The 17,947-nt window shown below is 45.5% G+C and carries 14 protein-coding genes; 1 reads left to right on the forward strand and 13 read right to left on the reverse strand.

Features of this window, described 5'->3' with window-relative positions; all coding sequences use genetic code 11:
* Positions 1–28 precede the first annotated feature (28 nt).
* From ACM0P2_RS13360 to murJ, 11 genes are all read right to left on the reverse strand, one after another.
* Entirely contained in the window at positions 29–493 is a 465-nt protein-coding gene (locus ACM0P2_RS13360; RefSeq protein ID WP_159120292.1) for a type IV pilin protein, read from the reverse strand.
* A gap of 2 nt (positions 494–495) precedes the next feature.
* Positions 496–4,566: a PilC/PilY family type IV pilus protein gene (locus tag ACM0P2_RS13365; protein ID WP_159120293.1), complete on the reverse strand. Its 4,071-nt coding sequence runs from the start codon at positions 4,564–4,566 to the stop codon at positions 496–498.
* A gap of 8 nt (positions 4,567–4,574) precedes the next feature.
* Positions 4,575–5,138 carry a PilX N-terminal domain-containing pilus assembly protein gene (locus tag ACM0P2_RS13370; RefSeq protein WP_159120294.1) on the reverse strand — a complete coding sequence of 188 codons (564 nt, stop codon included), beginning with the start codon at positions 5,136–5,138 and terminating at the stop codon, positions 4,575–4,577.
* The gene (locus tag ACM0P2_RS13375; protein WP_159120295.1) at positions 5,135–5,995 is read right to left on the reverse strand and encodes a PilW family protein; all 861 of its coding nucleotides are present in this window, start codon (positions 5,993–5,995) and stop codon (positions 5,135–5,137) included. Before ACM0P2_RS13375 ends, ACM0P2_RS13370 begins: the two co-directional genes overlap by 4 nt.
* Positions 5,992–6,642, reverse strand: a complete 651-nt coding sequence (locus tag ACM0P2_RS13380) for a prepilin-type N-terminal cleavage/methylation domain-containing protein (protein ID WP_105931683.1) — start codon at positions 6,640–6,642, stop codon at positions 5,992–5,994. Before ACM0P2_RS13380 ends, ACM0P2_RS13375 begins: the two co-directional genes overlap by 4 nt.
* Before the next feature lie 677 nt (positions 6,643–7,319).
* Complete coding sequence (gene ispH, locus ACM0P2_RS13385) at positions 7,320–8,264, reverse strand: 4-hydroxy-3-methylbut-2-enyl diphosphate reductase (protein ID WP_159120300.1); 945 nt, start codon at positions 8,262–8,264, stop codon at positions 7,320–7,322.
* 2 nt (positions 8,265–8,266) lie between these two features.
* Complete coding sequence (gene fkpB / locus ACM0P2_RS13390; protein WP_105931681.1) at positions 8,267–8,734, reverse strand: FKBP-type peptidyl-prolyl cis-trans isomerase; 468 nt, start codon at positions 8,732–8,734, stop codon at positions 8,267–8,269.
* 14 nt (positions 8,735–8,748) lie between these two features.
* Positions 8,749–9,297, reverse strand: coding sequence for a signal peptidase II (gene lspA / locus ACM0P2_RS13395; protein WP_159120301.1), 549 nt, complete (start codon positions 9,295–9,297; stop codon positions 8,749–8,751).
* Positions 9,290–12,109, reverse strand: a complete 2,820-nt coding sequence (gene ileS / locus ACM0P2_RS13400) for an isoleucine--tRNA ligase (RefSeq protein WP_159120302.1) — start codon at positions 12,107–12,109, stop codon at positions 9,290–9,292. Before ileS ends, lspA begins: the two co-directional genes overlap by 8 nt.
* Positions 12,110–12,378: 269 nt before the next feature.
* Positions 12,379–13,299: a bifunctional riboflavin kinase/FAD synthetase gene (gene ribF / locus ACM0P2_RS13405; protein WP_159120303.1), complete on the reverse strand. Its 921-nt coding sequence runs from the start codon at positions 13,297–13,299 to the stop codon at positions 12,379–12,381.
* A 176-nt stretch (positions 13,300–13,475) separates the two neighbouring features.
* Positions 13,476–15,035, reverse strand: a complete 1,560-nt coding sequence (gene murJ / locus ACM0P2_RS13410) for a murein biosynthesis integral membrane protein MurJ (protein WP_105931677.1) — start codon at positions 15,033–15,035, stop codon at positions 13,476–13,478.
* Between the two features lie 619 nt (positions 15,036–15,654).
* On the opposite strand from murJ, the gene rpsT reads away from it, so the two are divergent.
* Positions 15,655–15,918: a 30S ribosomal protein S20 gene (rpsT, locus tag ACM0P2_RS13415; RefSeq protein WP_014950134.1), complete on the forward strand. Its 264-nt coding sequence runs from the start codon at positions 15,655–15,657 to the stop codon at positions 15,916–15,918.
* A gap of 69 nt (positions 15,919–15,987) precedes the next feature.
* Here the strand turns inward: rpsT and ACM0P2_RS13420 are convergent, their stop codons facing one another.
* The gene (locus ACM0P2_RS13420; protein WP_159120305.1) at positions 15,988–16,740 is read right to left on the reverse strand and encodes an SDR family oxidoreductase; all 753 of its coding nucleotides are present in this window, start codon (positions 16,738–16,740) and stop codon (positions 15,988–15,990) included.
* The gene (locus ACM0P2_RS13425) at positions 16,740–17,846 is read right to left on the reverse strand and encodes a phosphotransferase family protein (RefSeq protein WP_159120306.1); all 1,107 of its coding nucleotides are present in this window, start codon (positions 17,844–17,846) and stop codon (positions 16,740–16,742) included. Before ACM0P2_RS13425 ends, ACM0P2_RS13420 begins: the two co-directional genes overlap by 1 nt.
* Between the last annotated feature and the right edge of the window lie 101 nt (positions 17,847–17,947).

Consider the following 17,947-nt stretch of genomic DNA (forward strand, 5'->3'; position numbering starts at 1 on the left):
GAAGCCGCTAAGCAATGCCCTCAACCGCTTAGCACGACCAACAATATTCACTAGATTCAAGATTACCATTATTATTCTTATCCCAACCTTTTCTTCCATCGCTGAAATAATAGAGCGCTCCATTAGCAGCCTGCCCAGTCCCCGTCACGGGCGTTGCTTTAAGTTCGAAAGCTGTCGCAGATGCAGCAACGATACTCAGCGTATAGCGCTTATTTGCCGCTGGCTCAGATGAAGGAGAGTATGCTGAAAAGACTGCCGGTGCCCCCGTATTTGAGCCACCATTAGCGGCGCCCTCATAGCTAAAAGAGCCACTATGGTGGCGCTCCATAGCAGAAGCCAGCCCTAGTAAATCTGCTTGCCCTGTGCCGCGGTATCCATCTGAAATAACGCCTTGATAAGAGGGATAGGCAATCGCTGCGATGATGCCGACAATAGCGACGACAATCATTAGCTCAATCAGTGAAAAACCCTGCTGGGATACTCTCATAGTCATAACTACTCTCTTTCTGTTTCCGAATGCCAACTACCGCGCTGAACGCGTTCGAAACGTCCATAAATATTCTCTGCTAAACACTCGAAAGCATTGGTACAGGCCTGCTCATTCCCATCTTCATCCACTTCTATTACCGCGGAAACGCACTCTGTACCCAGACAGACCACGGGGCTAACAATATCTTCAATTAGGATTTTCGTTTCAGGAGCTATACCGGTTTGTTTTAAATCGGCGGCACGGTCTAGTTCATTAACTTCACCATCATTGTTTACATCCGTTACTGCATTCGCATTAAACATGTTAACGAGATAAGCACGGCTGTTTCCAGTGGGGGGCGCACATGAGCTCGTGCTACTGACCGCAGGTATGTAAGTGGTAAAGAACACCTTGTAATCAATGATAAGCGGAGAAGATAAAACTTTTTCACCATTGATATTTAGGTTTAGATACCACCCGTCTTTGTTTGCAAACTCTTGCGAAGCAAGCTCACGCTCGTTTTCATCACTACTGTTAAGTGTGTGGCTTGTGGCGTTGTACATATCGCTTTCGTAGACCGTTTCCATGTAGGTGTAATTGCCGTTCGTGTCGCGTTTAAATACGCCGCTATCTTTGAGCATATAAAAATTATCTTCCACCACAGTGTCTAGGGGAGATGCTCGCCACCCACTTCCCAGTGCTACGCCATAGTACAATTCGTTACCTAAAGCGATTTCCGTAACATCGGGACCGTAGTAAAAGCGGCGATTAGTTTCGGCTGTGTCACCGCCAAAATCAGCAAGACGCGCACCTTTTATAAAGTCAGCACCCGATTTGCCGTTGTAAATATCTAATCTAAACAGTTGACCACCTGTATCTGCAATATACATATGATCAGCAAATCCATCGTTATCCCTATCAATCACAGAGATGCGCCCCGGTATACTGTAGGTCATGTTTGAGAGGTTAAGGTCGGCATTTTCATTACTTGCATGCCAAAGCAGGCTTCCTGTGTCGGCATCAAAAATAAATACCGCATTACCAACCACATCATTAGCTCTTATAGCACGGTCATCCTGAGCGTCATCGTAACCACCACCAACAATCATTACATTTTTTACCTGTCCGCCCATGTTAATTTTAGTAATTGTTGGTCTTGACCATGTTTGTCCCAACTTCGCCAAAGCCCCCTGACCACCCTCTAGTTTAAATTTAAGTTTTGGAGAGTCTTTCTGCGTAACATCAAAGCCATAATAATTACGACCGCCTCTTCGCATGCCCACGTAAAGATACTTCTTATTGTCGAAGATCCTTAAAATCATATCTCCATCGAGTCCATACTGGTGACTCAGCGACGGTGTGTCTTTGTAAAAGTGATGTAGGTTCTGAAGTAGCTCTTTGGGCATGATAGCGAAATTTTCTTCTCCCGTTTCTGTATCGAAAGAATGCAACATGCCCTGATTTGTCGCGACGAAAATAGCGGAATCGTTAGTCCCGTAATTAACGATAATAGGTTGAGAATGGATGGGATCGCCCATCTGCGGACGATAGTCGCTGGTGCTGCCATCGCCATTACTGTCTTTTACATCAAGACCTCTTGCCCACTTTAAAATTGCATCTCGTAATGGGTCAGCATCTGTTTCGCTTTGAATGGCAAGGTCAGCCTTTGTGATGTTGGAATTATCCTCGTGAAGGCGATTGGCTTCGCTTGCAATTGTTCCAACGCCATCGAAGACAAAAATATTGCGATTTGCACCTAAGCGGCTAGCTGCACCGCCTTCACTGACTTCGCTTCCATCAGCAAGAGTAGACCAGTAACTATGGGCATTTTCTGCAAAAAAGCCCGTTACATTGTCCACCGCACCCAGGCTATTTTTGTCTAAAATCTTATCGCCACTCAAGCGATAGCGCTTTAAGTTCCCAGGCCAAATAGCGCCTTCACTAGGCTTAAATAGAGCAAAATAAAGCTCGTCTCTATGAGTAAGACGATTGAGCTGATTCACCGCAACACCCGGTGAAACGAAAGTGGCATTCACGTCCTTCACTGAGCGCAGGATAGTATTGAAAGCCTCGAGCAAATCGGTGCTGTTATCAGCTTGATAGAAGCCGCCACCGCTTTGCAAAGCGAGTTGATTCAAGAAATTATTTGCTGTGTTGTTCGCGGCAAAACCTATGGTATGCGTAATGACCCTTGGCCCAATTACAGATGTGGAGGTATCGCTTATATTTTTGACTAAATCCAGACCACATTTCTCGCCACCACTACCCGTACAGCTTTTGCCTAGTAAGGTTTGAATTTTAGAAACACTATGGTTGTTATTCGCCTCACCATCGGACAGCAATACGATGTGATTATTGGTCTGACACTGCAAATCTGATACTGGTGAAATATAAGTGGCAGGCGCGGGTATCTGCTCATTAATGCAATCGCTGTCAGATAGATTATCTTCCGAGCACCCTGAAGGAAGAATTGAATCAGCGCCAAGATATGAGCTTCTATGGCTTACTCGCGTGCTACGTCTAACTGAATTACTAACATCACTTTCGCCACGTTTACGGCCATAATCTACACTTCTACCGCCATAATAATTTGTTGCTTCCAAAAGCGTGTCAACGATGGGAGTAAAACCGTTAGCACTCAGTTCGTCTATTTTGCTCATAAGATGTTCGCGCACTGAAGCCGATGAGCCAGGCGTGGCGGAGCCATTGAACTTCACAACAAGCTTAGGTGCTCGAGAAGGCCAGTGGTTATAGGTGTGCGCCCCCCGATATGAAACAAAGTTATCAAGTACAAAAGCCATATCATTACCAGATTGCCAACCTGAGCGGTCTACAATTTGTTTTACGATGCTGCTTATATCCGGCGTTCTATAATCATTATTACTGTAAAAGTCAGGCATGGACCAAGTGATGCCTGAGGTTTTTGGAAGGTCTCGTAGCCGGTAACGACGCTCTGGGTGAAAATCCGAGGCATCATTATCGGCAACGCCACGAATTCGCATACTTGGATTTCCACTTGTTCTTGTATTGTAAGCCGTAAATTCTAGGTAGGCCTCTGTTATTTCAGCACCTTGGGGAATATTTACATTCCTAAAACGAACACCGATATAGTCGTTGTATGAAGAATTGAAAGTAAGCTCATTACCGGTATTAGGGTACCCATTAACATTTTCTTCTGAATTATCTCTTGAACTGGCAACCTGATAAATGGCCTCCCCTTGTATACAACCTGTGGCCGTTGAATCGTCGTAGGAAACAACTAGCTGAGGAGCACCACTTTGCCCTACATCACTTGCTCTGGCTTCTCGGGCGCTTGCTGTATCTGAACTCGTGCCTTCAATTAAAATGTTTAAGTCTTTACCGCCACACCAAGCTGATAAATCCACGACTTCTTGAATAACGGCACTGATATCGGGGGTGGTTATTACCTCACCCGATGTTGGAAAGCTATTGTCGGTGAGCCACTCAACATTTGCAGCCGTTTTTACTCGGCTACTCAGGTTATTACTTGACGATGAAAACGCCGTGCTTTCAGCTGAAGCTTCGGCTGAAAACACTAACGAGGTACCCGCGACGTTAAACTTCTCGGAAGTGAAGCGAATATTGGCGCTTATGATCGTAGCACCCTGTGGAATATTCAACTCAGTAAAACGCAGTCCTGATGTCACGGTTTTAGTACCACTACTTAAAATTAAGTCGTTGCTGTCTGTGGTTACGCTGCCGTCGATTTCATGGGCGTCGTGATTATCGTTGTTAGTGGAAATTATAATTTCAGGTCGTACTGATTCATCTATATTGCGGATAGGATATAAAATAGGGCCGCCATAGTCAGAAAAACGCATCAGGCCAGCGTTAATATTGGTGGCAGTTCCTAGGGCCTCTTTGAGCGCGTTTTGAACCCGAAGCATTCTAGTTTGACTGGTATTGTCGTACGCCCCCATACTCCCTGAAGAGTCCATGATGAACAAAACGTTTGGATTATAGGTAACCGCGTTGCTTGCATTGCCTAAATAAATATCAAGGTCATCACCAAAAGCGGAAAAGCCTATGCAGCTAAAAAGCGTTATCGAAGCAAGATATGTAGTCAATTTTTTCATGCTGATACCTATTGTGAAGCCGGGCCAAATACTGAAGCAGCCAAACTGTTAGCGACAACCGAGGATTTACCTGCAACTTTGCCGCAGCCTCTTATAATAAACACGTGGCAGTTCACATTACTTCCACCAATCACGTTACTTGAACCTCGGCAAGCCTGCTCGCGAATAAATGCAGTACGAGACCAACTCTTTGACGATGCTGCATTTTGATAAGTGCCATCGGTAACATGCCTATCACCCACAGAGAGCCCCCCTTCAGTCATGTGACGGTCAGTCCACTGTCCTTCGTCAAAGCAACTCATCGTATCAGCCTGGGGGTCAAATACAGTACCCTGTCTAGCTTCTGATAGTGGATCGGTTTTAGTTGGATCTGTAAGTAACGTCTCATCTTCGGATTCGAAAAACACGCCTGCGATAGCTGCCTCAGCCGCATCAAAGGCCAAGCCGCTTTGCTGCATAGACACCGCCATCTTTGATTGTGACAAGCTACTGGTAACCGCGCTTACACCTAAAACAGTAATCGAAAGCAATACTAGCAATGCAAATACCATCACTAAGCCTTGTTGTTTCATTGCGAACTCCTCACAAAATTCTTCATATTTCGAAGTGCTAGCGTCTTTGAGAACACCTGGTAATAATGTGCGGTATCCATGGTTTTAGACGATTCGTTCAACAGTGCGTACTTTTGAGCCTGAGTTTGCCTTACTTCATTTTGATAGCTTTTAAGCATAATTGCCCACCGCAGTGATACCACTTGCTGATTTAACGCTCTTAAACCCGCAATTTCATCGGCGGTCACGTATGAAATGGCTTGTCCTCGCGAATTGGTTATTGTATCCGAAACGCCAAATTGCACTTGAAAGCTCTCTACATTGTCGAGCAAGGTCACGGAAAGTGGAGAAACGGCCTGTGCTTTTAATCCACGGAGCACTCGTCCATCGTAGCCGGTGCATTTAAGCGTACTTCCTGTCACAAAATAGTGATTTACCACGTGGAATTCACTACCCGCGGCATAGCCATGTGAATTACCCGTACAATCTTCCTGGGCCAATAAGCTTACAACGAGCTTGTCGCTGCCCCCGCTTGCGGTCTGGACGCTGCCTAAGGTTGCATTAGTTGCGAAGTCCCCAACTACGGCAATGGGATGATTTTCTACATAAGCCGCTTCTGCGACGACGTCGACCGAAGCGTCGATGTTCGCGGTTACTTGATCGTAGCGGCCAATTTCGTAAAATTCGGCAGACAATCTACCCATTATGAAACGCCCCGACTCCTGCACTTGCGACACAGCTTGATTGAGTTTATTAGTAACACTGCTACTAACTAGCACCTGAATAACTGCACCTGAGATCACCAACCCCAAGGTTAATGTAATCATCAGTTCAACTAGTGAAAAACCCCGCTGAGACCCCAACTGATTCGAGTTCATAACGTGATATCCTTGAACACACACGCATTGCTGTCGCCGGTAGTTGGGTTGCATCTAGAATTAAGGGTATAAGTTTGATTACCCGATGATGAAACAGGCCAAGTAAGTAGCACCTGAACACGCGAGCCTGCGCTGCAGCTGTAAATATCAGCGGTATTGTTGTCAGCGCAAGAAACTGAGACTTTCGTTTGAGGATTAGTTTGTACAGCTGAACAAGAAAGCGCCCACCCGTCATAAGCAGCCATTTGCGCTTCGTTACAGGATTGCCCTTCACAATTCGGCACACCAGCCGGTCTCGTCAAGCAACAGCCGTAGTAAGGGTTAGAAGAGCCTGCACAACTGAGCGTCGAAAAATTATAGTTATTGCTGGAAAAGTAGGCATTATTCGCAACCATACCATCGCCTACAGTGGCCGGCCGGGCCGCAGCGCGCAGGCGCTCTGCTACTTGTGCAGCAACCATTTCTGCTTGGGTTCTGCTAATTGCATCTTTGTTCGCAAAAGAACCGGTGAACTGTAATGCAGCAACACCAAGTAATCCCACCGCAAGGATAAAAAGCGTGATAAGGATTTCAATAAGACCGGCACCGCTTTGACGGTGGAGTCTACGTCCTTTCACTTTTTCAACTATCACCTTTTCAGCTTTCATTACCTTCGACATATACCTTGCATTACAAATGGTTTTATTACCAATGTAGTATAGTAAGGTAAAAGCGTATAACGCTGGGTATCCTTGGTTATTAAAACGTATAATTTTAAGAATCCTTTCATATTGGACCAGACAGACGGTAAACAGTGGTACCAAACTGCAGTTTAAACCGCACCATCTCTGATGTGTACAGCGTGCCTCGCAATATCGCTATGCAGAAATCGAAGTCTACTTTTTAATACGCATGGGCAGGATGTAGAAAATTAATAATAACTAACCTGCAACTTGCTCGCGACTATCACTTGGGTATCATACCAATCCGCATAGAAAAGTGCCCACTCAGAAGGCGCTGGCAAGTTTCCTAGCGAAGCGTGGGAATGCAGGAATGGCTTTTCCCTTCCAAATTCCCAGAATGAAGCTAGAAAGCTTGCCAGACCTTCCCGAAGGGCGAGTTTAAAATGTCCGTACTCTTTGTTGTGTCACCTTGATGTAGAACCACTATACCTGTGGTAACACGCCGCGATTACGAACATTTTAACTCTCGCTGAGTGGGTAATTATCTATGCGGACTGGTATTATTATGTATCCGTGAGCTATTGAATTTCCAGTAGACAAAAGCATAAAAAAACACCGCAAAAAGTGCGGTGTTTTTTTAAGATGTTTGCTACGCCTTAAGGCTAAACGACCTGTTTAACTCTCAACTCTTTGGGCACAGCAAATTCAACATTTTCTTCTCGTCCAGAACGTTCAGAGGCAGAGATTGCCCCCCATTCTTTTAGCCTGTTAACAACGCCTTGCACCAACACTTCTGGCGCAGACGCGCCAGCAGTTACGCCTATATGCTCTACACCCTCTAACCATTCTTTTTGTATACAGTTAGCATCGGCTATTAAATGTGCTTTAGCACCAATTTTTTCCGCTAACTCGCGAAGCCGATTTGAATTTGAACTGTTCTGCGCACCAACAACAAGAAGTATTTGGCAATCTTGAGCGAGGTCTCGCACCGCGTCTTGGCGGTTCTGAGTGGCATAACAAATATCGTCTTTACGTGGTCCATTGATATGTGGGAATTTAGCGCGAAGCGCGTCAATCACATCAGCAGTATCATCAACAGATAGCGTCGTTTGGCTGCAGTAATAAAGGTTGGTTGGATCTTTAACTTCAAGTGTCGCCACATCAGCTTCAGATTCAACTAAATAAATACCGCCGTCAACGTTGCTGTACTGGCCCATCGTCCCCTCAACTTCTGGGTGACCAGCGTGACCTATCAAAATGCACTCCGTCCCTGTTTTACTGGCGCGGGTGACTTCCATATGTACTTTCGTGACCAATGGACAGGTAGCGTCGAATACTTTGAGACCGCGACTCTCCGCTTCTTTCCTTACCGCTTGCGATACGCCATGGGCAGAAAAAATGACAATGCTGTCGTCTGGAACCTCGTGAAGTTCATCTACAAATAGCGCGCCGCGCTCACGCAGTCCATCAACCACGAATTTGTTATGTACCACTTCGTGGCGCACATAAATTGGCGGTTCAAACATTTCGAGGGCTCGCTCAACTATGGTGATAGCTCTGTCGACCCCTGCGCAAAAGCCACGAGGATTAGCTAAATGTATTTGCATAACTAGTTTCCACCTTGTGCTGACACGCCAGGTTTTACATCGATAATTTCAACATCAAAAATAACCGTTTGCCCTGCTAGTGGGTGATTGAAGTCTACTGTTACAGAGTCGCCAGCAGCGCTTCGGATTATCCCCGGAATTTCTGAACCATCAGGCTGAGAAAAAGCTAAAATCATGCCTTCTTCTATCTTCAAATCAGCGCTAAAACGACTTCTATCCATGTAGTGGATATTGTTCGGATTAGGCTCGCCGAATGCGTCGTTAGCCGCTAGCGTAAACGCTTTTTTATCACCTTTTTTCAGTCCAAGTAAACAGGCCTCAAAATTCGGCGTAAGGCTACCGTCGCCCATTACCATTTTGGCAGGTTTATTGTTTACGCGAGTGCTGTCCGCGGCAGAGCCATCTTCTAGCTTTAAATCAAAATGAAGAATTACTTCGCTGTCAGCGCCAATTAATAATGAGTCAGTCATAACCTATCCAAATACTACTTAATGGTTTCGCTATTATCAGCAGAGTCAGTTTGCGCCTCTGCACCGGTTGCTTCACGCTGTTTATCGCTATTTTTAAACATGTCGATAATCAGTAAAGCCGCGCCTATAAATATTGCGCTGTCGGCAATGTTGAAAGCCGGCCAGTGGTAATTGTTTACGTAAAAATCTAAAAAGTCGATGACATAGCCATGAACTAGACGGTCGTAAACGTTACCCAGTGCGCCACCTAAAATAAAGGCAAAAGCAACCGGCAGCATCTTTTGCGATCGAGGTGACTGTTTCAGCCACCATAAAATGACAGCACTCACTACAACAGCGATGGTAGTAAAGAACCAGCGCTGCCAGCCTCCAGCATTTTCTAAAAAGCTAAATGCAGCGCCATAATTGTGCACGTAAGTAAAATTAAAAAACGGCAATACCTGTATCGACTGATAGAGCGACATGCTGTCAATAACCGTATACTTACTCCATTGATCAAGGATAAACGCAATTGCGCTTATCCATAAGAAACGCAAGCCTGTTTCGCGAAAAAGCTTAAGCATAGTGACGCTCTTCTCCGTCACCGTCGATATTTGTCACACAGCGACCACACAGTTCTTCGTGACCTTCGTGTGAACCTACATCTTCACGGTGATGCCAGCAGCGTACGCATTTCTCGCCGCTTGCTTTGTCAACGCTTAACCATAAACCTTCAACGTCCGTAGCTTTTGCATCAGATGGCGCACCGTCTACTTTCTCAAGGGTAACGCCTGACGTGATAAGCACAAAACGCAGTTCGTCTTCTAGCTTAGCTAGCACGTTGTAAAGCGACTCGGTAGCGTAGAGCGATATAGTCGCTTCAAGTGACCCACCTAGCGCGCCTTCTTTACGCGCCTGTTCCATCGCTTGGTTTGCCGCGTCTTTTACCCTTAGCACCTGATGCCACAGGGCATCGTTAAACGTGTCGCTCTGCGTGAAGTCATTAAAACCTTCGTACCAGGTTTCGGTAAATACAAATTCGCTGCGCTCGCCTGGTAAACTTTCCCAGATTTCTTGCGCAGTAAAGCTGGTAATCGGTGCCATCCAGCGAACTAAAGCTTCAACGATATGGTACATCGCCGTTTGGCATGAACGACGGGCCACACCATCTGCTTTGGCTGTATACTGACGATCTTTAATTACGTCTAAGTAGAACGCTCCCAGCTCTATCGAACAGAAGTGGGTAAGTTTCTGCGACACTACCAGCAAGTCATAGTTGTTATATGCTTCGATTAGCTCTTCTTGAAGTGCCTTAGCGCGCGCAACAATCCAGCGGTCAAGTGCTACCATATCCTCTTCTGCAACCGCATCTTCTACTTTGAAACCGTTAAGATTCGCAAGTAAGAAACGCGCGGTGTTACGTACGCGGCGGTAGCCATCGGCAGCACGCTTTAATATTTCATCTGATACCGCAATTTCTCCGCGATAGTCAGTAGACGCCACCCATAGACGAAGGATGTCTGCGCCTAACTTGTTAGTGACTTCCTGAGGCGCTACAACATTGCCTACCGACTTCGACATTTTTCTGCCGTGAGCATCTACCGTAAAGCCGTGGGTTAGCACTTCTTTGTAAGGCGCGTGACCGTGCATGGCAGTCGATGACATTAGCGAAGACATGAACCAACCACGATGCTGGTCAGAACCTTCAAGGTATAAATCAGCCGATGCCGGAATGTCGTCTCGACGGTCAACAACAAAGTAGTGAGTGACGCCTGAATCAAACCACACGTCTAAGGTATCGGTCACTTTTTCGTAGTTTTCTAGCTCGCTGCCAAGTAGTACTGCATCATCCAAATCCCACCATGCTTGAATCCCCTTAGCTTCAACTTCTAGCGCTACTTTTTCCATCAATGCTGAAGACTCTGGATGAATTTCACCGGTAAGTTTATGCACGTACAAAGGAATTGGTACGCCCCAGGTACGTTGACGTGAGATACACCAGTCTGGACGACCTTCAACCATTTTCTCAATGCGGTTTTGGCCCCAATCTGGGATCCATTTGGTTTGCTTAATTTGCTCAAGAGATTCAGCGCGAAGGCCTTTTTTATCCATGCTTACAAACCACTGAGGCGTAGCGCGGAAAATGATTGGCGTTTTGTGGCGCCAGCAGTGCGGGTAGCTGTGCTCGTATTTTACGTTTAAGACAAGGTTGCCCTTCTCTTTTACCGTTTCGATAATTTCATCGTTAGCTTTGAATACGAACTGACCAGCAAAAAGAGGCGTATTTTCAAGATAAACACCGTTGTTACCAACCGGGTTATACACTTCGATATCGTACTGCTTACCCACGTTAAAATCGTCTACACCGTGAGCAGGCGCTGTGTGTACGCACCCTGTACCTGATTCAGTAGTAACATGGTCACCTAGAATAAGCGGCACTTCTAAATCTAAGAATGGGTGATTCACTTTTAGCTTATCAAGTGCTGCACCAGTACAGGTTGCGACTTCGCGGAAATCTTCAACACCATAGCGGGTCATGCAGCTTTCTAGCAAATCTTGCGCTACCACGAACCATTCGTTTGAAGGCTGAACCTCCACTATTGCGTAAGTAAGCTCTGGATGTAAGCTGATAGCGCGGTTAGCTGGAAGAGTCCAAGGTGTAGTGGTCCATATGACAACACCTGCTTTGTGTGTGACCAAGTCATCTTCAGACACGCCAAACGCTTTTGCAATTGCAGCCACATCAGCCACCGGGAACTTAACATCAATAGCTGGAGACACTTTATCTTTGTATTCAACTTCTGCTTCAGCAAGTGCCGAACCGCAGTCTGTACACCAGTGAACGGGCTTAAAGCCTTTTTCCAAATGCCCTGAATCTACTATTTTACTTAACGCGCGAATGATGTCGGCTTCAGATTTGAAGTCCATTGTTTTGTATGGGTTATCCCATTCACCAAACACTCCTAAGCGTTTAAAGTCAGCCATTTGGCCGTCAATTTGCTTTTGTGCATATTCGCGACATTTTTGACGAAATTCAGCTGCCGTGACTTTCTTGCCCGGCTTGCCAACTTTCTTTTCCACCATCAATTCAATAGGAAGACCGTGACAATCCCAACCTGGAACGTACGGAGAATCGAAGTCAGAAAGGTTTTTCGACTTTACAATAATGTCTTTAAGAATTTTGTTAACCGCGTGACCAATGTGAATATCGCCGTTTGCATAAGGAGGGCCATCGTGCAGAATGAATGGCTTTTTGCCTTTTTTCGCTTCACGAATTTTGCTGTATACCCCTTTCTCCTGCCAGTCTTTAAGCATTTTCGGCTCGCGCTGAGCAAGGTTACCGCGCATCGGGAACGCAGTTTCTGGAAGGTTTAGTGTGGCTTTGTAATCACTCATAAAATTGTATTATCCGGTTACCTTAATTTTCACCCAATGCACTAAAACATTGTGAAGGCGATATTCATTTTGCGATGTTCAAATTAAAACGCTGAATGTAAAAGGTTCAACGTAAAACTGTGTGTCGTTCTTACTAGCGCAAGGCTGACGTTATATGTTCTAGCACAGTGACTTACTAACGCGTTACGCGAACAAGGATCCACGTTAAAAAAATCGAGCTCAATAAAACTGATACGCGCAAAAACTTTTCGTGACTTTATCACGTTTAACTATGCTAATAACAGACGCGCTTGTGCTGCATCTGCTTGAATTTGCTCTTTCAACGCTTCGAAAGAATCAAATTTAATTTCATCTCTTATTTTTGCCATCGGAAACACCGTTATAGGCTTGCCATATAAATCGGATGACAAATCAAAAATGTGTACTTCAAGTTGGTTTCTCACGCCATTCACAGTAGGTCGGGTGCCAATATTAGCAACACCATTAAAGTGCTTTCCATCTACGTCAACACGAACCGCAAACACACCATGAATAGGCGTTTTTTGGCGTTTCAGCATGACATTCGCTGTAGGGAAACCAATGGTACGGCCTTTTTTCTCACCATGAACCACTCTGCCATGAATAGCAAAGGGACGCCCCAGCATTTCTGTTGCAAGCCCAAATTCACCTTCGGCTAACGCATCGCGAACTGCTGTAGAGCTTATGCGATGAGCGTGCATAGTAAAGCTGTGAGTGCTTACCACGTCAAAACCATATTGCTTGCCTGCCGCTTGCAGCATTTGGAAGTCGCCCTTACGACCATTTCCAAAACGAAAGTCGTCTCCCACAACTAAAAACTTTACACCTAGCTTATCGACGAGTAAGTCATGTACGAAAGTGTCAGCACTTTGTTTGGCAAATTCTGCGTTAAATCTTACCGCGAGTAACCTGTCCACGCCTTGCTGTCGCAACAACTCATATTTTTCACGAAGAGGACTGATGCGCGCCGGTGCCTTGTCTGGCATAAAGACTTCTTCAGGCTGCGGTTCAAACACCATGACGGTGGCAGGAAGTGCTAGCGACTTTGCTTTTTCAAGCACATTGGCTAGCACAGCTTGATGACCACGGTGTACGCCGTCGAACTTGCCAATAGTGAGCACACACCCTTTATGGTGCGGTTTTACATTGTTTAGCCCGCGGATAAATTCCACTGTTAGCCACTACCTTTTAACTGCTAGAAAATCAAAGCTCGCGATTATAGCCGACACCGAGCACAATACCAAGCACACCCGCCCTACTTACCGCGCGATTGAACTCTTGCTGCAACTCCGCATTCAAAAAAACTGAAAAAGCTATTAAATCCAGCATCAATCACCGTATACGAAAATCACCCGCCGCCACTTCTGAAGTGTCTAGGACGCATACCTAAAACGAGCATGGTGACCAAGAAGAGCACAACTGAAAGTGCGATCGTAATTCCTACTTCTAACATTTGGGCGGATAGAGATAAATCAAAGAAGGCCAACCCTTTATCGCGATAATAAATAAGTCCGCCCATGGCAGCACTAGACAAGAGAACACGAGCAATAAATAACACGGACGTACGACTTAGTGCGAAGACGCCTTGCCGATGTAGCGTTATATAGAGTAATGCAGCGTTAAGTGTAGCCGACATACTGGTGGCGATCGCTAGCCCCACATAACCGAAAGGGATAGCCAAAACAACGTTGAACACCATATTGGCTACCATGCACCAAATACCAAACCTAACGGGCGTTTTGGTGTCTTGCCGCGAATAAAAACCAGGGGCCAGAACTTTCACGAGCATAAAGCTCAATAGGCCAAACGAGTACGCGGTTAATGAGTACGACGCCATTATTGCGGTTTCAGCTGTAAATGCGCCTCGCTGAAAAATGACCGTTAGAATGGGCCGAGCCATGACACCTAAGCCGACTGCTGCTGGTATACCTAATAGACACACCATACGAAACGCCCAGTCTATATTTGCAGCAAAGGCTTTAGGGTTGTTACTCACGTGGTTTCGCGACAGTGTGGGAAGAATAACGGTAGCAATTGCAATACCGAAAAGGCCTAAAGGAAACTCTAGCAATCTGTCAGAGTAGTACAGCCAACTGATTGAGCCGGTTACAAGGAAGCTCGCGATAAAAGTGTCGAACAACAGATTAATTTGCCCAACCGACACCCCAAACAATGCGGGGATCATCAGCGTTCTTACTTTTACGACATTTTCATCGTGCCATCCCCATTTAGGTCTCACCAATAATCCAGCCCTAAATAAAAAAGGGAGCTGAAATACAAACTGAACTATCCCGCCGATAAAAACGCCCCATGCCAACGCATAAGCAGGTTGCGCCAACATTGGAGACAGATAAATAGCGCATGCGATAATACAAACGTTGAGCAATACTGGCGTGAATGCGGCTACGGCAAATTTATTTAGCGTATTTAGAATTGCGCCTGAGAGCCCTGTTAGTGAAATAAACGCTAAGTATGGAAATGTTATTTTTAACATGGTTGAAGCAAGGACAAACTTATCACCTGCTTCATCGCCTTCTAACCAAGCGATAAACCACCCTGTACCAAAAAGCGCCGCAAGTACGGGGGACGCAATGACGCCTATGATGGAGACGACAAAAACAATCGCTCCTAATGTGCCGCTAATTTTGGCAACAAATTCACGGAGTTGCTTTTTATCGTCATTGGCATGAACTTCCGTCAATACGGGAATAAAAGCCTGAGCGAACGCCCCCTCAGCAAACAAACGCCGAAGAAAATTAGGGATTTTATTGGCAAAGAAGAATACATCCGCAGCAGCACCATCGCCCATCAATCGAGCGACAACCACGTCTCGTACCAACCCCAACACGCGAGAGACTAAGGTCATTACGCTAACTATAAGACCTGATTTAATTAACTTCCGTGACACGTCACATTTCCAGATGAGAAGGTAAAAGTTCGGCTTTCCCGAAAAAGCCCTATTCGTAACATAGCTGCTGTGTACGTTGGACAATGTCTTCCCTTATCTGTGGAATACACACGGTAAACAGCCAGCACTACTTTTCGTAGCGATCCATAATAACGAAAGGCTCAGGCAGGCGAAACGATTTCTTCAAAATAAGTTGTGCATCTTCGCTCGGTTTATTGCTATAATCCTCGCCCGATATGGGATGCTATGTTTATGCTTGGCTTTCCGCTCTGATGTCGCAGGGAAATGTCGTTGGGGATTCTTCAATTATTGAGAATTACTGACGGTTTTTCATTAAGTTGCTAGAGGCTCTCTTGGTCGCTAAAGGCTTATTTGGTCGCTAAAGGCTTACTTGTTCGCTAAAGGCTCTTTTAAGTCGCTAAAGGCTTACTTGTTCGCTAAAGGCTTTCTGCAAAAAATGTCGCAAAGAATGTGCAACGTGTTGAGCATACTTTGTGTTCAATAGCTTGCGCGTTTTATCGCGAAACGATTTAACTTTTAAATCGTTTGACATTTGGGCGTTTGGTAGGCACAATCCGCACCCTCGTTTTTGACATGAATTTATTTTGGGAGTTACACCTTGGCTAACATTAAGTCTGCTAAGAAGCGTGCAATCCAAGCCGAAAAGCGTCGCCAGCACAACGCTAGCCGCCGTTCAATGACACGTACAAGCATCAAGAAAGTAATCGCTGCAATTGCAAGCGGTGACAAAGAAGCGGCTCAAGCTGCACTTACTGCTGCTACTCCAGTACTTGACAGAATGGCTACTAAAGGCTTGATTCACAAAAACAAAGCTGCTCGTCATAAGAGCCGTCTAGCTGCGCAAATTAAAGCACTAGGTTAATCTTTACGATTAGTAGTTAAAAAAGCGCCTTTCGGCGCTTTTTTTTATATCTGCATTTTGCTTTACGTCCTAGCTCATTTTCCTTATTGAACTTGCCGGTGCAATACGCATTATCCAGTGTAAGATAGCCCACGGCCAGCTTGGTACAAAGGCATTCGCCTTTTCTTTATTTATCGCTTTCACCATAGCTCGACAGCCCACATCGGTATCAACGATAAACGGCACCTTCTCTACCTTTTCATTAATCTCGCTGCGAATAAAGCCCGGGTGAATACAGGTTACTTTAATTGGGGTGTTCATCACATCCATTCGAATACCTTCGGTCATAGACGTTAAGCCCGCTTTCGTTGCCGCATACACCGTCATTGCGCGCCTAAACCCACGCACAGCGCTAATTGAAGAGATTGTGACCAAATGGCCGCTATTTTGCGCTCGGAAAATAGCCATTGCCGCTTCACACTGAGCTAGTGCTGATACAAAGTTAGTCACCGCTGTTTGCTTGTTTGCATGAAAGTAGCCGGTCCCAACGGACGCCCCTTTTCCCATACCAGCGTTCACAATTACCCTATCGAGGGTTCCCATGTCGGCTTTAAATGCGTCGAATACTTCAAAAACCGCATCGTGATCGTTAACATCCAGCGACCGAATATACACGTCAATCTTCGGATTTATTGAAAGCAACTCTTCTTTCAGCTTTTCTAAGTTTTCAAAACGCCTTGCACACAAAGCCAAGTTACAGCCTTGTTTAGCAAACTCTATGGCCATACCTTTCCCTAAACCAGAACTTGCGCCTGTTATCAGAATATTGTTTCTTGTTGTCATTATCGTTTTCCTGATGCTTTAATGGCCTTGTTACAGCGCCACATTAAGTAATGAATAAAGATCCAGAAGTTTTTAAACGCCGGATTGTTTGTTTGATTGTGGTGATAACGGTAGTAAATTTGCTGGGCTATACCTGCTAACCGAAAAAGTCCGTACACCTCATAAAAAGTAAAGTCCTCTACATCTAATTCCATTTCTTTGCAGTAGTAGGCGACCACCTGCTTACGGGTAAACATTCCAGGTAAATGCGTGGGCTGGCGGCGGGTTGATTGCGCTAAAAAGTCATCATCAGCTTGAACCCAATACGCTAATGTATTGCCCAAATCCATTAGCGGATCGCCTAACGTTGCCAATTCCCAATCTAACACCCCGATAATCTGCGTGTAGTTGTCCGGTTTTAACACCACATTATCGAAACGAAAATCATTGTGGGTTATACAAATACGCTCGTTATCAGGCAGGTTTCTTTCAAGCCAGCGCATAACCTTTTTGCCCGAAGGAACGTTCCAAGTTTTCGCTTTACTGTAGCGTTCGCTCCACCCGCTGATTTGCCGTTCTATATATCCTGCGCCTTTTCCAAGGTGCTCAAGCCCTGCTTTTTGGTAATCGACTTTATGCAGCTCAATTAAACTATCAAGTACATTTGTACAAAGCTGTTTCGTTTGCTGCTCTGTGGTGTCTAAACCTCGGGGTAAATTTTTGCGTGGGATAACACCGGTGAACTTTTCCATTACATAAAAGTCCGTCCCTATCACGTTGTCATCTTCACATAACCCAAGCATTTCTGGCACGTAGCGATAAACAGGCTTTAACGCATGTTGTAATCGGTACTCCCGCGCCATATCGTGTGCACCTTTCGCTTTGGTACCTGCGGGCGCTCTGCGCAAAATGAGCGAGGTGTCGGGGTAATCTAGACAATATGTCCAATTAGAGGCACCACCTGAATATTGGGTAACTCTAGGTAGGTTATCGCTGTTTTTTATTGCAGCTAAAAGTGATGGGTCAGATGAACTAAGATTACTTTTAAGCCAATGATGTACTGCATCCACATCTAGTTCTTCGCCTGCGCGCACGCTATCGGCCTTGTCTACGACTTGCTGTTGCATGATTATTCTTCTTTCTAATTCTATTTTAAAGCGTTTACTTTAAAGCACGGCTGTATGCTCTCGCGCTAAGGATTTGTGGCGAGCTATTTAGCACGCGGTAG

The organism is Alteromonas sp. OM2203 (assembly GCF_048517045.1).
In the GTDB taxonomy this organism is placed as follows: domain Bacteria; phylum Pseudomonadota; class Gammaproteobacteria; order Enterobacterales; family Alteromonadaceae; genus Alteromonas; species Alteromonas gracilis.

Bases quoted from the DNA above. Each gene is read 5' to 3' on its own strand.
- ACM0P2_RS13360 (WP_159120292.1), bottom strand. From the start codon at position 493: ATGACTATGAGAGTATCCCAGCAGGGTTTTTCACTGATTGAGCTAATG.
- ACM0P2_RS13365 (WP_159120293.1), bottom strand. From the start codon at position 4,566: ATGAAAAAATTGACTACATATCTTGCTTCGATAACGCTTTTTAGCTGC.
- ACM0P2_RS13370 (WP_159120294.1), bottom strand. From the start codon at position 5,138: ATGAAACAACAAGGCTTAGTGATGGTATTTGCATTGCTAGTATTGCTT.
- ACM0P2_RS13375 (WP_159120295.1), bottom strand. From the start codon at position 5,995: ATGAACTCGAATCAGTTGGGGTCTCAGCGGGGTTTTTCACTAGTTGAA.
- ACM0P2_RS13380 (WP_105931683.1), bottom strand. From the start codon at position 6,642: ATGAAAGCTGAAAAGGTGATAGTTGAAAAAGTGAAAGGACGTAGACTC.
- ispH (WP_159120300.1), bottom strand. From the start codon at position 8,264: ATGCAAATACATTTAGCTAATCCTCGTGGCTTTTGCGCAGGGGTCGAC.
- fkpB (WP_105931681.1), bottom strand. From the start codon at position 8,734: ATGACTGACTCATTATTAATTGGCGCTGACAGCGAAGTAATTCTTCAT.
- lspA (WP_159120301.1), bottom strand. From the start codon at position 9,297: ATGCTTAAGCTTTTTCGCGAAACAGGCTTGCGTTTCTTATGGATAAGC.
- ileS (WP_159120302.1), bottom strand. From the start codon at position 12,109: ATGAGTGATTACAAAGCCACACTAAACCTTCCAGAAACTGCGTTCCCG.
- ACM0P2_RS13420 (WP_159120305.1), bottom strand. From the start codon at position 16,740: ATGACAACAAGAAACAATATTCTGATAACAGGCGCAAGTTCTGGTTTA.
- ACM0P2_RS13425 (WP_159120306.1), bottom strand. From the start codon at position 17,846: ATGCAACAGCAAGTCGTAGACAAGGCCGATAGCGTGCGCGCAGGCGAA.